This window comes from Pseudomonas germanica (assembly GCF_019614655.1).
GTDB lineage: Bacteria > Pseudomonadota > Gammaproteobacteria > Pseudomonadales > Pseudomonadaceae > Aquipseudomonas > Aquipseudomonas neuropathica.
The window spans coordinates 5273807-5288458 of the sequence record NZ_CP071586.1 but is presented as its reverse complement, the minus strand read 5'-3'; the positions used below and the strand labels follow the sequence as shown (position 1 = coordinate 5288458).

12 protein-coding genes are annotated in these 14652 nt (G+C 59.2%); 9 read left to right on the top strand and 3 right to left on the bottom strand.

Going from position 1 to position 14652, the window contains the following annotated elements:
• Nucleotides 1-205 precede the first annotated feature (205 nt).
• Genes flgB through flgE form a run of 4 tightly spaced genes read left to right on the top strand, consistent with a single transcriptional unit; the run spans nucleotide 206 to nucleotide 3148 of the window.
• Nucleotides 206-613: a flagellar basal body rod protein FlgB gene (flgB, locus tag J0G10_RS23405; RefSeq protein WP_007917581.1), complete on the top strand. Its 408-nt coding sequence runs from the start codon at nucleotides 206-208 to the stop codon at nucleotides 611-613.
• 3 nt (nucleotides 614-616) lie between these two features.
• Entirely contained in the window at nucleotides 617-1060 is a 444-nt protein-coding gene (gene flgC / locus J0G10_RS23400; protein ID WP_003227217.1) for a flagellar basal body rod protein FlgC, read from the top strand.
• 15 nt (nucleotides 1061-1075) lie between these two features.
• Nucleotides 1076-1801 carry a flagellar hook assembly protein FlgD gene (flgD, locus tag J0G10_RS23395; RefSeq protein WP_095051110.1) on the top strand — a complete coding sequence of 242 codons (726 nt, stop codon included), beginning with the start codon at nucleotides 1076-1078 and terminating at the stop codon, nucleotides 1799-1801.
• A 30-nt stretch (nucleotides 1802-1831) separates the two neighbouring features.
• On the top strand, nucleotides 1832-3148 hold the full coding sequence (gene flgE / locus J0G10_RS23390) for a flagellar hook protein FlgE (protein WP_095051109.1): 1317 nt from the start codon (nucleotides 1832-1834) through the stop codon (nucleotides 3146-3148).
• Between the two features lie 367 nt (nucleotides 3149-3515).
• On the opposite strand, the gene J0G10_RS23385 is transcribed toward flgE, so the two are convergent.
• A complete protein-coding gene (locus J0G10_RS23385) occupies nucleotides 3516-6410 on the bottom strand; it encodes a ribonucleoside-diphosphate reductase subunit alpha (protein WP_095051108.1) in 2895 nt (964 codons plus the stop codon).
• A gap of 876 nt (nucleotides 6411-7286) precedes the next feature.
• Here J0G10_RS23385 and J0G10_RS23380 point away from each other — a divergent pair.
• Nucleotides 7287-8009, top strand: coding sequence for a response regulator (locus J0G10_RS23380; protein ID WP_095051107.1), 723 nt, complete (start codon nucleotides 7287-7289; stop codon nucleotides 8007-8009).
• Complete coding sequence (locus tag J0G10_RS23375) at nucleotides 8006-9616, top strand: ATP-binding protein (protein ID WP_095051106.1); 1611 nt, start codon at nucleotides 8006-8008, stop codon at nucleotides 9614-9616. Before J0G10_RS23380 ends, J0G10_RS23375 begins: the two co-directional genes overlap by 4 nt.
• 116 nt (nucleotides 9617-9732) lie before the next feature.
• Here J0G10_RS23375 and J0G10_RS23370 read toward each other — a convergent pair whose 3' ends face one another.
• Together J0G10_RS23370 and J0G10_RS23365 are read right to left on the bottom strand one after the other, a co-directional pair.
• Entirely contained in the window at nucleotides 9733-10458 is a 726-nt protein-coding gene (locus tag J0G10_RS23370) for a 4'-phosphopantetheinyl transferase family protein (protein WP_095051116.1), read from the bottom strand.
• A 158-nt stretch (nucleotides 10459-10616) separates the two neighbouring features.
• Nucleotides 10617-11408 (bottom strand): dienelactone hydrolase family protein, encoded by a 792-nt coding sequence (locus J0G10_RS23365; RefSeq protein WP_095051105.1) that lies wholly within the window; start codon nucleotides 11406-11408, stop codon nucleotides 10617-10619.
• A 143-nt stretch (nucleotides 11409-11551) separates the two neighbouring features.
• Between J0G10_RS23365 and J0G10_RS23360 the strand changes: the two genes are divergently transcribed.
• The 3 genes from J0G10_RS23360 (at nucleotide 11552) to J0G10_RS23350 (ending at nucleotide 14325) form a co-directional block, all read left to right on the top strand.
• The gene (locus J0G10_RS23360) at nucleotides 11552-12154 is read left to right on the top strand and encodes a porin family protein (RefSeq protein WP_095051104.1); all 603 of its coding nucleotides are present in this window, start codon (nucleotides 11552-11554) and stop codon (nucleotides 12152-12154) included.
• A 150-nt stretch (nucleotides 12155-12304) separates the two neighbouring features.
• Nucleotides 12305-12982, top strand: coding sequence for a response regulator transcription factor (locus tag J0G10_RS23355; RefSeq protein ID WP_093442145.1), 678 nt, complete (start codon nucleotides 12305-12307; stop codon nucleotides 12980-12982).
• Nucleotides 12979-14325 carry an ATP-binding protein gene (locus J0G10_RS23350; RefSeq protein ID WP_095051103.1) on the top strand — a complete coding sequence of 449 codons (1347 nt, stop codon included), beginning with the start codon at nucleotides 12979-12981 and terminating at the stop codon, nucleotides 14323-14325. Before J0G10_RS23355 ends, J0G10_RS23350 begins: the two co-directional genes overlap by 4 nt.
• Nucleotides 14326-14652 lie beyond the last annotated feature (327 nt).

The following is a 14652-nucleotide window of genomic DNA, read 5'->3' as shown; positions in this document are numbered from 1 at the left end:
GCTCGCTCCCACAGGGGATCTGCGTTGACCTGGCAAGGACGGCAAGCGGCAGAAAAGCGGCATCCGGCGGAAACCGGTTGCCGCTTTTCTGGCATTGCCGCTTTGCCGATGCCCCGCAAAGCCCCGGTTTATGGGTGTTTTGCCGTTTGGCACGGCGCTTGCTAAAGCTCAGTTACGAAAAACCGGTCACCTGAAGGTTCCCGACATGAGCATCAGCTTCGATAAAGCGCTCGGCATTCACGAAAAGGCATTGGGCTTCCGCGCCCAGCGTGCCGAAGTGCTGGCCAACAACATCGCCAACGCCGACACCCCGAACTACAAGGCTCGGGATCTGGATTTCTCCAAAGTGCTTGAAGCACAGACCCAGAAAAACGCTAACGGCACCATCGCCCTGAACATGACCAACAGCCGTCACATCGAAGCTGAAGGCCTGGGCAATGGCGACGAATCGCTGATGTATCGCACGCCGATGCAACCGTCGATCGACCAGAACACCGTGGACGCTCAACTGGAACAGTCGAACTACGCGGAAAACGCCGTCGGCTTCCAGGCCAGCTTCACCCTGCTCAACAGCAAATTCAAAGGGCTGGTGTCAGCCCTGCGCGGAGAGTAATCCATGTCCCTGTCCAGCGTTTTCAACATTGCCGGCAGCGGCATGAGCGCACAAACCACGCGTCTGAACACCGTGGCGTCGAACATCGCCAACGCCGAAACCGTCTCGTCGAGCATCGACCAGACCTATCGCGCCCGTCACCCGGTGTTCGCCACCATGTTCCAGGGCGGCCAGAACAGCGGCAGCAATTCACTGTTCCAGAGCCAGGACGCGGCCGGTCAGGGCGTACAGGTGCTCGGTGTGGTCGAAGACCAGAGCAACCTCGAAGCGCGCTACGAGCCGAACCATCCGGCGGCCGACGCCAAAGGCTACGTCTACTACCCGAACGTCAACGTGGTGGAAGAAATGGCTGACATGATTTCCGCGAGCCGCTCGTTCCAGACCAACGCCGAAATGATGAACACCGCCAAAACCATGATGCAGAAGGTACTGACCCTCGGTCAGTAATAAGGGGCGACTGCCATGAGTGTTTCCGATACCACCAGCAGCCTGAGCATGAATGACATCCTGGCGAACTCGTCGAAAAAGACCAGTTCGACCACCGGTGGCATTGCTTCGGCGACCAACAGCGCCACCGGCGGCCAGGCACTGGGCAAGGATGCGTTCCTGCAATTGCTGGTCACCCAGCTGAAAAACCAGAACCCGCTTGATCCGCAGGACAACAGTGCCTTCGTTGCGCAGTTGGCACAGTTCAGCAGCCTTGAGGGGATCACCACCCTCAACAGCACTGTCAGCTCGCTGGCCGGCAACTACAACTCCTCGCAGGCGTTGCAGGCTTCGTCGCTGGTGGGCCGCAATGTGATCGTGCAGACCAACTCGGTTCAGCTCGACGATCCGAGCAAAGGCATGACCGGCTCGGTCACCGTTCCGTCGTCGATTGCCGGCGGCACCGTCAGCATCACCGACAGCAGCGGCACGGTGGTTCGCACCATCGATCTGGGCAGTCGCGCCGCAGGCAGCGCGAGCTTCACCTGGGACGGCAAGGACAAGGACGGCAATCTGGTCAAGACCGGTACCTATACCGTCAAGGCCAACGCATCGATCAATGGCACATCGACCGACATGGCGACCTACCTGCCGGCCACCGTCACCAGCGTGACGATCAGCCAGACCGGCGGCGAGCTGATGCTCAACCTGTCTGGCAAGGGCACCGTTGCCCTGTCCAAAGTACAAACCATTGGTATATAGAGCCGACTAACCGGCACAAAGGAGTGGAATATGTCTTTCAATATCGGCCTTAGCGGTCTCTATGCAGCCAACAAACAACTGGACGTGACCGGCAACAACATCGCCAACGTCGCGACCGCCGGTTTCAAATCGTCCCGTGCAGAATTCGAAGACGTTTACTCGTCGACTCGCCTGGGCAGCGGCAGCAAAGTGATCGGCAATGGTGTGCGTCTGGCCAACGTTTCCCAGCAGTTCACCCAAGGTGACATCAACAACACCGGCAACGTGTTGGACATGGGCATCAACGGTTCCGGTTTCTTCACCATGAGCAACAATGGCTCGGTGTCCTACACCCGTGCCGGTACGTTCAAGGTCGACAACGCCGGTTACATCACCAACACCGACTACACCTCGCGTCTGCAAGGTTATGGTGTGGATGCCAACGGTAAGATCGTCAATGGTGTGTTGACCGACCTCAAGATCGACACTTCAAACCTGGCGCCTAAGTCCACCTCGCTGGTGACCTCGACCATCAACCTGAACTCGACTGCGCCAGTGATCGACGACACAGTGGCCGCCGGCAAGTTCGATCCGAGCAACCTCGCGACCTACACCAAATCGTTCAGCACGCCGATCTATGACAGCCAGGGCAACATGCACCCCATGGATCAGTACGTGGTGAAAACCGGTGCCAACACCTGGAAGGTCTATACCCTGGTGGACGGTCGTAACCCGGATGCAACGGGCAGTGATCCAAAAGTCACTGCGCCGGTGCCTTCCACCATGACCTTTGACTCCGCTGGCAAGCTGACGCAGGTCAGCACCCTGCCTGGTCCGGTGATCAGCAGTGACCTGAAGCTCACGGGTTGGGTGCCGGGTAATGTCGTCAATGGTACGTTCAAGGCTAATGGTGCGGCCGCGAACCCGGCAGGTATCACCATTTCGATGGCTCAGACCACCCAGTACAACGCGGACACTGCGCGTTCGATCCCGACGCAGGATGGTTACGCCACTGGCCAGATCACCAACCTGACCATCGACGGTACCGGTACGCTGTTCGCCAACTTCAGCAACAACCAGAGCAAGGCCATTGGCCAGGTCGCACTGGCGAGTTTCACCAACGAACAAGGCTTGCAGGCAGTCGGCGGCACTAGTTGGAAGGAGACTTTCGCTTCGGGTATTCCGGGCTACGATGCGCCTAAAACCGGTACGTTGGGTGAGGTGGTTTCCAACTCGCTGGAAGAGTCGAACGTTAACCTGACCAACGAGCTGGTAGACCTGATCAAGGGCCAGAGCAACTATCAGGCGAACGCCAAGACCATCTCGACTCAGAGCACCATCATGCAGACCATCATTCAGATGACCTGATTCTGGTATCTGCTTGTGCAAGGAAGCCCCTCTTTTGAGGGGCTTTTTTGTTGGGCTTTTTTTGGGGGGGGCTGTTTTGATTGGGTGTATATCCGTTGCTTCGGGTGCTGCGGCTGGCGGTTCGCTCTTACAGCGACTCACTCCGACCAATCTCCGATTGCACACTCCCAATCCCACTGTGGGAGCGAGCTTGCTCGCGAAGGCAACCTGAGAGCCAGGCAGCCTCTGCCAGATGTACTCAACTTCTGTAAGCGCTGCCGAAGGTAAACGGCGCCCAAAAGAAAACCCCCGACACACCAGAAGTCTGTCGGGGGGTTTATTTTGCCTGGAAGAATCAGGCGTCTCGCAACGCCTGATTCAGCTCAGCTTATTGGCAAGCTTCGCAATCCGGCTCGTCGATCGCGCAAGCCTTTGGCACTGGAGCAGGACCGGCAGGTGCTGCCAGAACCGAATCGTCGCCGTGGTTGCCGCCGCTGGAAACAGCGTTCAGCTTGCCGGTGTTGATGGTCGACTTCTCGGTGCTGGTCGCGGCCAGGGCACGGAGGTAGTAAGTGGTTTTCAGGCCACGGTACCAGGCCATGCGGTAGGTCACGTCGAGCTTCTTGCCCGATGCGCCGGCGATGTACAGGTTCAGCGACTGGGCCTGGTCGATCCACTTCTGACGACGGCTGGCCGCGTCAACGATCCACTTGGTGTCCACTTCGAACGCGGTCGCGTAGAGCTCTTTGAGTTCTTGCGGGATGCGCTCGATCTGCTGAACCGAACCGTCGTAGTACTTCAGGTCGTTGATCATGACCGAGTCCCACAGACCGCGAGCTTTCAGGTCGCGAACCAGGTACGGGTTGATCACGGTGAATTCGCCCGACAGGTTCGATTTCACATACAGGTTCTGGTAGGTCGGTTCGATCGACTGCGAGACGCCGGTGATGTTGGCGATGGTCGCGGTCGGTGCGATGGCCATGATGTTCGAGTTACGAATACCTTTCTGTACACGGGCGCGAACCGGTGCCCAGTCGAGGGTTTCGTTCAGGTCGACATCGATGTACTTCTGGCCACGGGCTTCGATCAGGATCTGTTGCGAATCCAGCGGCAGGATGCCTTTGGACCACAGCGAACCCTGGAATGTCTCGTACGCGCCACGCTCGTCAGCCAGGTCGCAGGAAGCCTGGATCGCGTAGTAGCTGACCGCTTCCATCGACTTGTCGGCGAACTCGACGGCAGCGTCGGAACCGTAAGGAATGTGCTGCAGGTACAAAGCGTCCTGGAAGCCCATGATGCCCAGACCGACCGGACGGTGCTTGAAGTTGGAGTTCTTCGCTTGTGGCACCGAGTAGTAGTTGATGTCGATAACGTTATCGAGCATGCGTACAGCGGTGTTCACGGTACGTTGCAGCTTGGCGGTGTCCAGCTTGCCGTCAACGATGTGGTTCGGCAGGTTGATCGAGCCCAGGTTGCAAACGGCGATCTCGTCCTTGTTGGTGTTCAAGGTGATTTCGGTGCACAGGTTCGAGCTGTGAACCACGCCGACGTGCTGCTGCGGGCTGCGCAGGTTGCACGGGTCTTTGAAGGTCAGCCATGGGTGGCCGGTTTCAAACAGCATGGAGAGCATTTTGCGCCACAGGTCTTTGGCCTGGATGGTCTTGAACAGTTTGACCTTGCCTGGGTATTCGGTCAGCGCTTCGTAGTACTCGTAGCGCTCTTCGAAGGCTTTGCCGGTCAGGTCGTGCAGGTCCGGTACTTCGGATGGCGAGAACAGGGTCCACTTGCCGTCATCGAAAACACGCTTCATGAACAGGTCAGGGATCCAGTTGGCGGTGTTCATGTCGTGGGTACGACGACGATCATCACCGGTGTTCTTGCGCAGTTCGATGAACTCTTCGATGTCCATGTGCCAGGTTTCCAGGTAGGCACAGACAGCGCCTTTGCGCTTGCCACCCTGGTTAACGGCTACAGCGGTGTCGTTCACCACTTTGAGGAACGGCACAACGCCTTGCGACTTGCCGTTTGTGCCCTTGATGTACGAACCCAGAGCGCGAACAGGCGTCCAGTCGTTGCCCAGGCCACCGGCGAATTTCGACAACATGGCGTTGTCGTGGATCGCGTGGTAGATGCCCGACAGGTCATCCGGCACGGTGGTCAGGTAGCAGCTCGACAGCTGTGGACGCAGGGTACCGGCGTTGAACAGGGTCGGGGTCGACGACATGTAGTCGAAGGAAGACAGCAGGTTGTAGAACTCGATCGCACGGTCTTCTTTCTGCTTCTCTTCGATCGCCAGGCCCATGGCCACGCGCATGAAGAAGATCTGCGGCAGTTCGAAACGCACGCCATCCTTGTGGATGAAGTAACGGTCGTACAGGGTTTGCAGGCCCAGGTAGGTGAATTGCTGATCACGCTCGTGGTTGATCGCCTTGCCCAGTTTTTCCAGGTCGAAGGAAGCCAGCACAGGGTTCAGCAGTTCGAACTCGATACCTTTGGCGATGTAAGCCGGCAGTGCCTTGGCGTACAGGTCGGCCATTTCGTGGTGAGTGGCGCTTTCGGCCACACCGAGGAAACCCAGACCTTCGGCACGCAGGGTGTCCATCAGCAGGCGGGCAGTCACGAACGAGTAGTTCGGCTCACGCTCGACCAGGGTACGGGCGGTCATCACCAGGGCGGTGTTGACGTCGGTCAGGGCCACGCCGTCGTACAGGTTTTTCAGGGTTTCGCGCTGGATCAGGTCGCCGTCGACTTCTTCCAGACCTTCGCAGGCCTCGGTGACGATGGTGTTCAGGCGGCCCATGTCGAGCGGCGCCAGGCTGCCGTCGGCACGGGTAATACGGATCGACGGGTGAGCGTTGACCGCTTCTTCGGCCGGCGCGTGGGCAGCACGTTCTTTCGAACGACCGTCACGGTAGATCACGTAGTCGCGAGCGACTTTCTGCTCACCGGCACGCATCAGGGCCAGTTCGACCTGGTCCTGGATTTCTTCGATGTGGATGGTGCCACCCGACGGCATGCGACGCTTGAAGGTCGCGGTGACCTGTTCGGTCAGACGGGCAACGGTGTCATGGATTCGCGACGAAGCGGCAGCGGTGCCGCCTTCAACTGCGAGGAACGCTTTGGTGATAGCGACGGTGATCTTGTCATCGGTGTAAGGAACGACAGTGCCATTGCGCTTGATCACGCGCAGTTGACCAGGCGCGGTGGCTGCCAGATCCGAATTCGAATCAGCGGCCTGCGGCAAGGTGCCCTGCGGGTTCTCGCGAGTTGTGTCGGTTTGCATGGGGGGTGGTCTCCACATTCTCTATGTTTGTTTGGGCACCATCATGGTGCCCACCGTTCTGTCCAGAAGCACTACAGCCGACGGGCGTCGGGTATAACAACTTCGGGACAGTAGGAAAAAAGGCTGATGAAGCCGCATCCTTGCCGAAGTTTTTGGCTACGAGCCAGGGCTCGAGCCGGATTCCTTCCCAGGTGACAGTAATGACTGCAACACCCGTACCGTTCTCGCCGCTGCGAGGTAAAAAACGGTGCCATCCGCAAGTGCGGTTTGGGCTTTGAAAAACTTGCTGGGTTCAACCGGAAACAGGCAATAAATCGCTTGAGTTTCAGGTCTGAAATGTGGTTGGGCGTTTAAGCGGAAAACCCTATATGTGGGGTCTCTCCCTGCGCCGTGCTACAAGATAATGCGTTTCACGGGTGCTTGCAACGTACTAGCTGTGGATAAACCTGTGCGTAAATTGTGTAAGAAATCCGGAATTCGCGTGTAGGCCGCGAACCTGCTGAGCTAGACCGTCTGTCACTGTTTTTTCACCGGGAAAAACGCTTCAGCGGATTTTTAAGGGCGCGAACCCTATCACAAAAAACTGCCTTGTCCGAACGCATTTACCGACTTGTGTTCTGGCTGGACGCCGTTTATACAATCGGCCCATGCGCAGGCATTCTTATCCTCCAGAAACATGACAAAAGGACGGGAGGATCACGCTGAATATCGCGTACCCCTGTAGGAGCTGCCGAAGGCTGCGATCTTTTGATCCTGATCTTGAAAAGCAAGATCAAAAGATCGCAGCCTCGTTTCACTCGACAGCTCCTACAGGGGATTGTGTGTCCGGGCAATCGCCTTCCTTTTATTAATAACAATAGAAAGCAGAGGTCACCGGTGGAGCAACAAGCCTTTGAGGTATTGATCGTCGAGGATGACCAGCGGCTGGCCGAATTGACGCGCGACTACCTGCAAGCCAATGGACTGCGCGTGAATATCGAAGGCAACGGGGCGCTGGCGGCGGCGCGGATCATCAAGGAGCAGCCGGATCTGGTGATCCTCGATCTGATGCTGCCGGGCGAAGATGGCCTGAGCATCTGTCGCAAGGTGCGCAATCAGTATGACGGGCCGATTCTGATGCTCACCGCACGCACTGACGATGCCGATCAGATTCAGGGCCTCGACCTCGGTGCCGACGATTACGTGTGCAAACCGGTGCGCCCACGGCTGTTGCTGGCGCGCATTCAAGCGTTGCTGCGCCGTAGCGATACACCTGAACCGCTCGCCGAAAAATCCCGCCGTCTGCAATTTGGCCCGCTGGTGGTCGACAACGCCTTGCGCGAAGCGTGGCTGAGCGACAACGGCATCGAGCTGACCAGCGCCGAATTCGATCTGCTCTGGCTGCTGGTGTCCAACGCCGGGCGGATTCTGTCCCGCGAAGAAATCTTCACTGCACTGCGCGGCATCGGCTATGACGGTCAGGACCGTTCGATTGATGTGCGCATCTCGCGCATCCGCCCGAAAATCGGCGACGACCCCGACCATCCACGCCTGATCAAGACCATTCGCAGCAAAGGTTATCTGTTCGTTCCTGAAGCCTGCGTAGATCTGCCGCTGTGAACTCGATCTTCCTGCGCATCTACGGCGGCATGTGCGCAGCGCTGATTCTGGTGGCGGTGCTCGGCGTGCTGGCGCTGAATCTGCTCAATCAGGTGCGCAGCGAGCAGTATCGCGAGCGGCTGGCACACGGCACGTTCTCGCTGATGGCCGGCAACCTGCAACCGATGAATGAAACCGAGCGCCATCGCGCGTTGCTGGTGTGGGAGCGTTTGCTGGGGATTCCGCTGGCGCTGAAGAAGTTCGCCGAGACCGATCTCGATCTGACCCAGCGCACCCGCGTGCAACGGGGGCAGGCGTTGGTCGAGCAGACCGGTCCGCACGCAGCGAAGGTTTACCGGATGGTCAGCGACAAGGAACAGCTCGTACTGGTGGGTGAAGTTCAGCAAATCAGCGAGCAACTGGCCCGCGCAACCATTTACCTGCTGGCCGATGAACTGGTGCGCGTGCCGGTCGCCGAGCAACCCAAGCGCCTCGCACAGATAAAGGACGAGAAGGGCTTCGGTTTCGATTTGCGCCTGGTCACGGTGAATGACGCCGACATGGACGAAGACCAGAGCCGCCGCGTGGCCGAAGGCGACACGGTGATGGCGCTGGGCAAGGGCGGCGATTCGATCCGCGTGTTTGCCGGCATGGTCGGCACGCCGTGGGTGCTGGAAATCGGGCCGCTGTATCAGATGAACCCGTATCCGCCGGAATGGCTGGTGCTGATTGCGGCACTCGGCCTGACCCTGATCGGCCTCATTGTTTATCTGTTGGTGCGCCAGCTCGAACGCCGTTTACGCGGCCTCGAAGCGGCGGCCACGCGCATTGCCAAGGGCAGCCTGGAAACTCGTGTGCCGGCGCGCGGTGCCGACTCGGTCGGGCGTCTGGCGGCGGCGTTCAACGGCATGGCCGAGCACTTGCAGCAGCTACTGGCAATCCAGCGCGAACTGGTGCGTGCGGTCTCTCATGAACTTCGCACGCCGGTGGCGCGTCTGCGTTTCGGTCTGGAAATGATTGGCTCGGCGACCACCCCGCAAGCGCTGGAGAAATACCGCGAAGGCATGGATCACGACATCGAAGACCTCGATAAGCTGGTCGATGAAATGCTCACCTATGCGCGACTGGAGCAGGGTTCGCCGGCGCTGACGTTCCAGCGCATCGATCTGGATGCGCTGGTCAATCAGGTGATTGAAGAGCTGGCGCCGTTGCGCGCCGAAGTCACCGTGCAGCGGGGATTGTGCCTGTCTGCCGCCGATAACGATGATGCCTGGGTCGAGGCCGAGCCGCGTTATCTGCACCGGGCATTGCAGAATCTGGTGAGCAACGCCATGCGCCACGCACGCTCGAAGGTGACGGTGAGTTATCAGGTCGGGCAATTGCGCTGTCGCGTGGATGTCGAAGATGACGGCCCGGGCGTGCCGGAAGTAGCGTGGGAGCGGATTTTCACGCCGTTTCTACGCCTGGATGACAGCCGTACGCGGGCGTCGGGCGGGCATGGCCTGGGCTTGTCGATTGTGCGACGGATCATTCACTGGCATGACGGCCGGGCGATCATTGGCAAGAGCAAGAGTCTGGGTGGGGCTTGCTTTAGCCTGAGTTGGCCGAGGAATCAGGAACGCCGTTGAGTCTTGTGTTGGTTCGGCAGGCCTCATCGCGAGCAGGCTCACTCCTACAGGGGAACGCATTTCAAATGTAGGAGTGAGCCTGCTCGCGAAAGCGCGAGCGCCCGCAACACAAATCTTCAGGCTTTGATGCTGACCAGACTCAACAACTGCCCATCCCGCACCCCGAACTGCGCCTCCAGTTCAACGCCGTTACGCCACTCGGCCGACAAGTCCGCCAACAGCCGCAACCTCACTTGACCCGCTTCAGTCCACTCCAGCACTTCAGCGTGCTCGAAATAAAAGCGCTTCTGCACAATCGGGTACAGCGCTTTGAACAGACTTTCCTTCACCGAAAATGTCAGCGTCACCCACAGCGCCAACTGATCCCGCGAGGCGGCCGTCATGCGTTGCATTTCAGGTGGCGTCAGAATCTCCCCAGCCAGCCGCTCGGCACGTTCGGTGTCGAGCAGGTTTTCCAGATCCATGCCCAAACCGCGCCAGTGCCTTTTGTTGGCGACAATCGCTGCCGCGCGTCCGGTGCTGTGCGTGATCGAGCCGCAGATATGCGCGGGCCATATCGGCGCGCGGTCTTCACCAATCGCTGGCACAACGCTGCTGCCTTCCAGTTGCTGCAACGCTGCACGGGCGCAAATCCGCCCGGCGAGGAATTCCGCCTGACGTTTGGCCACCGAGCGCTGAATGCTTGGCGGGGCAACGACGGCGCTGCGCTGGAAATCATCGCCGAGCAGTTGTGCCGGATCGAAATGGGTGCTGAGCAGCACGGTATCAGGCAACACCGTCGGCAACGGCCAGTGGCTGTCGAGCGCGGTGCAGCAGGCGGGGAGGGCGGGGGTGAGATTCATGGCGGGCATTTTGCCGGTTAGTCGAGACAAGGTCGAGATGATCGTTCCCACGCTCTGCGTGGGAATGCCTCAATGGACGCTCTGCGTTCGCTTTGGGACGCAGAGCGTCCCGGGCTGCATTCCCACGCGGAGCGTGGGAACGATCAGGTGCGGAGGGGTCAGCTAAAGATTTTCTGCAAGAACGCTTTCATGTCCGCCCAGGATTTTTCATCCGCTGCCTTGTTGTACCCGATGTCCGGGCCACCGTGCTCGCCATGGCTCAGGCGATCGGCATCCGGATTGGTAAATCCGTGCTTGGCGCCGTCGAGGCTGACGAACTTATAGTCAGCGCCAGCCTTGTCCATTTCCGTCTTGAACGCCGTGACATTGTCTGGAGTGACCATGCTGTCCAGCGCACCGTGTTCGACCAGAATCTTCGCCTTCACACTGCCGGGTGTCGCCGGGGTCTTGGTCGCCAGCGCGCCGTGGAAACTCACCACACCTGCCAGCGGCTCTCCTTGTCGCGCGGCGTTGAGCACCACGCCGCCGCCGAAGCAGTAACCGATGGCGGCGATTTTGTTGACGTCGGTCTGCGCCTGCTTCTTCAGCAAATTCAGCCCGGCCTCAAAGCGCTTGCTGGAAGCCGCCGCATCCTGAGTCGCCGCCTGCATGAACGCCATCGCGTCTTTCGGGTGCTCGGTGTTCTTGCCTTCGCCGTACATGTCGATCGCCAACGCGCTGTAGCCAAGTGCGGCGAGATCGCGTGCGCGGCGTTTGGCGTAATCGTTCAGGCCCCACCATTCGTGCACCACGACGACACCCGGGCGTTTGCCTTGGATGGCGTCGTCGTAGGCGTAGTAGCCGATCAGTTTCGTGCCGTCGGCGCTCTGATAGGGGATTTCTTCAGTCTTGATCGCAGCCTGAGTGAGGCTGCTGACAGCCAGCAAAGTAAGGGCGAGGAACAGGCGCATGGTCGGGTCTCCTGACAATAAAGGGTCAAAACAGCCTAGTTCATTTGGTTCAGGTCAGGTTCAGAGACGGTTCAGGGGCGGTACAGGGGGAGGTCAGTAACCTTGCGCCATACCCAAACAGCACTGTGAAAGAGGAAATACCCATGACTTTTAACAAACTGTTGCTGGCATTGACCGTAATGAGCGCCAGTATCGCGGCCCAGGCTGACACCACTTCGAATTTCGCCGGCCTATCCTTCGGCCAGACCAGCGACAAGATTGACAAGTCCCACGCACTGAACAACAACCTCGACCACCCGAACGCCACCGGCGCCATCGACGGTAACAACACCTACGGCGTACGCCTCGGTCAGCAAAACAGCCAGGGTCGCTACTACGCCACCTACGACAACGTGTCGGGCTCGCACAATGGCATTAAACTGCGTCAGGAAAACCTGCTGGGCAGCTACGATCTGTTCTACCCGGTAGGCGGCAGCACCAAGTTGTTCGGTGGCGCGACGGCGGGTTTGACCAAGCTGACTCAGGAATCGCCAGGCTTTAGCCGCGACAGTGATATCGGTTACGCCGTCGGTGGTCAGCTCGGTGTGTTGCAACAAGTATCGCAAAACACTTCGGTCGAACTCGGTTACCGTTACCTGCGCAGCAATGCCAGCACCGAGATGAGCGAACGCGGTGGCAGCAAGCAAGGTTCGCTGGATTTGACCAGCAGCGCGCAGACTTACCTGTCGGCTAACTACAATTTCTAAGGAGTTGCCAGCAGGTTCAATGTGGGAGCGAGCCTGCTCGCGAAAGCGGTGAATCAGTCGATCAATTTATCGACTGACACACAGCCTTCGCGAGCAGGCTCGCTCCCACAGGTGTGTGACTGGAGATTCTGATTTGCCTGGGAGAGTGTTATGAAACTGTTGGTCGTCGAAGATGAAGCGCTGTTGCGCCATCACCTGCAAACCCGCCTGACGGAAAGTGGCCACGTGGTCGAGTCCGTGGCCAATGCCGAAGAGGCGCTGTACCAGACCGGACAGTTCAACTTCGACCTGGCGGTGATCGATCTCGGCCTGCCGGGCATGGGCGGTCTCGACCTGATTCGCCAATTGCGCGCGGCGGGCAAGACCTTCCCGATCCTGATCCTCACCGCGCGCGGCAACTGGCAGGACAAGGTCGAAGGCCTCGCCGCCGGCGCCGACGATTACGTGGTCAAGCCGTTCCAGTTCGAAGAACTCGACGCGCGCCTGAACGCCTTGCTGCGCCGCTCCAGCGGTTTCACCCAGTCGACCATCGTCGCCGGGCCGCTGCTGCTCGACCTCAATCGCAAACAGGCGAGCCTCGACGAGCAACCGCTGGCGCTGACCGCCTACGAGTACCGCATCCTCGAATACCTCATGCGTCATCACCAGCAAGTGGTACCCAAGGATCGCTTGATGGAGCAGCTCTACCCGGACGACGACGAGCGCGATCCAAATGTCATCGAAGTGCTGGTCGGCCGTCTGCGCCGAAAACTCGAAGGCCCGGCCGGGTTCAAGCCGATCGACACCGTGCGCGGCCTCGGCTACTTGTTCAATGAGCGCTGCACTTGATTCGTTCCCTTCGCGTTCGCTTGATGCTCGCCGCCACCACGTTGGCGGTATTGTTCATGCTTGCCTTGCTGCCGGCGATGCAAGGCGCGTTCAGCCTCGCCTTGCAGGATTCCATTGAGCAGCGGCTGGCCTCGGACGTGACCACGCTGATCTCGGCCGCGCGCATTGAAAACGGTCGGCTGGTGATGCCGACGCAACTGCCGGATGAGCGCTTCAATCTCACCGACTTCCGTTTGCTCGGCTACATCTACGACCGCGAAGGGCATCTGGTGTGGCGCTCGAAAGCCACCCAGGAAGAGCAGATCAACTATAAGCCGCGCTATGACGGCCTCGGTAACGAGTTCGCGCGGATTCGTGAAACCAACGGCCAGGAATTCTTCGTCTACGACGTTGAAGTGAAATTGCTCGGCGGCAAAAGCGCGGCGTTCAGCATCGTCGCCCTGCAACCGGTGCGCGAGTACGAAACCACCCTCGAAGGCCTGCGTGAAAATCTCTATCTGGGCTTCGGCGCTGCGTTACTCGTGTTGCTGGCGCTGTTGTGGATCGGCCTGACCTGGGGCCTCAAAGCCTTGCGCCGGCTCAGTCAGGAACTCGACGAAATCGAAGGCGGCACCCGTGAAAGCCTCACCGAACAACATCCACGCGAACTGCTGCGCCTGACCGGCTCGCTCAACCGTTTGCTGCACAGCGAGCGCCAGCAGCGCAGTCGTTATCGCGATTCCCTCGATGACTTGGCGCACAGCCTGAAAACCCCGTTGGCGGTGTTGCAAGGTGTCAGCGAAGACATGGCCCAGCGTCCCGAAGAGCGCGATCAGGCCTGGGTGCTGCAAAGCCAGATCGAACGCATGAGCCAGCAGATCAGCTATCAACTGCAACGGGCCAGCTTGCGCAAAAGCGGACTGGTGCGACATCAGGTGCGCTTGCAACCGGTGCTGAAAAGCCTCTGCGACACCCTCGACAAGGTGTATCGCGATAAGCATGTGCGCGTGGCATTCGATCTGCCTGAGCACTGCTATGTGCCGATCGAGCAGGGCGCGTTGCTGGAGATGATGGGCAACTTGCTGGAAAACGCCTATCGCCTGTGCCTGGGCGAGGTGCGCATCAGCGTGCGTGAGACTCTGGCCGGGATTGAACTGTGCGTCGAAGATGACGGCCCGGGCGTGCCGCCGGATCAGCGTGCGCGGATTCTCGAGCGTGGCGAGCGGCTGGATGCCCAGCATCCGGGGCAGGGGATCGGGTTGGCGGTGGTTAAGGACATTATTGAAAGCTACAACGCCAAACTCGCGTTGGGCGATTCACCGATGGGTGGGGCGGCGTTCAGGATTCATTTTCCTGCGGTGTGATCGGGAGTTGCCCTCACCCTAACCCTCCCGAAGCGTCGGACCGCCCAGAGGTAGAGGGGACTGACCGAAGTGTCTTGCGAAAATGATCGACCTGAGCGATTTGAGTCGAATATGGATTCAATAGAGAGCTTGCAGGTCGGCGTATTTCTCAACCATCCCCCAATCAGTCCCCTCTCCCTGAGGGTGTCTGGCGTTTTATATCGACCTGAAATAGCCAGTCGATTATGGATTCAGTAGAGAGCGTTCAGGTCGGCGTACTTCTTGAGCATCCCTCAATCAGTCCCCTCTCCCTCCGGGAGAGGGTTAGGGTGAGGGGCTTTTGATTTA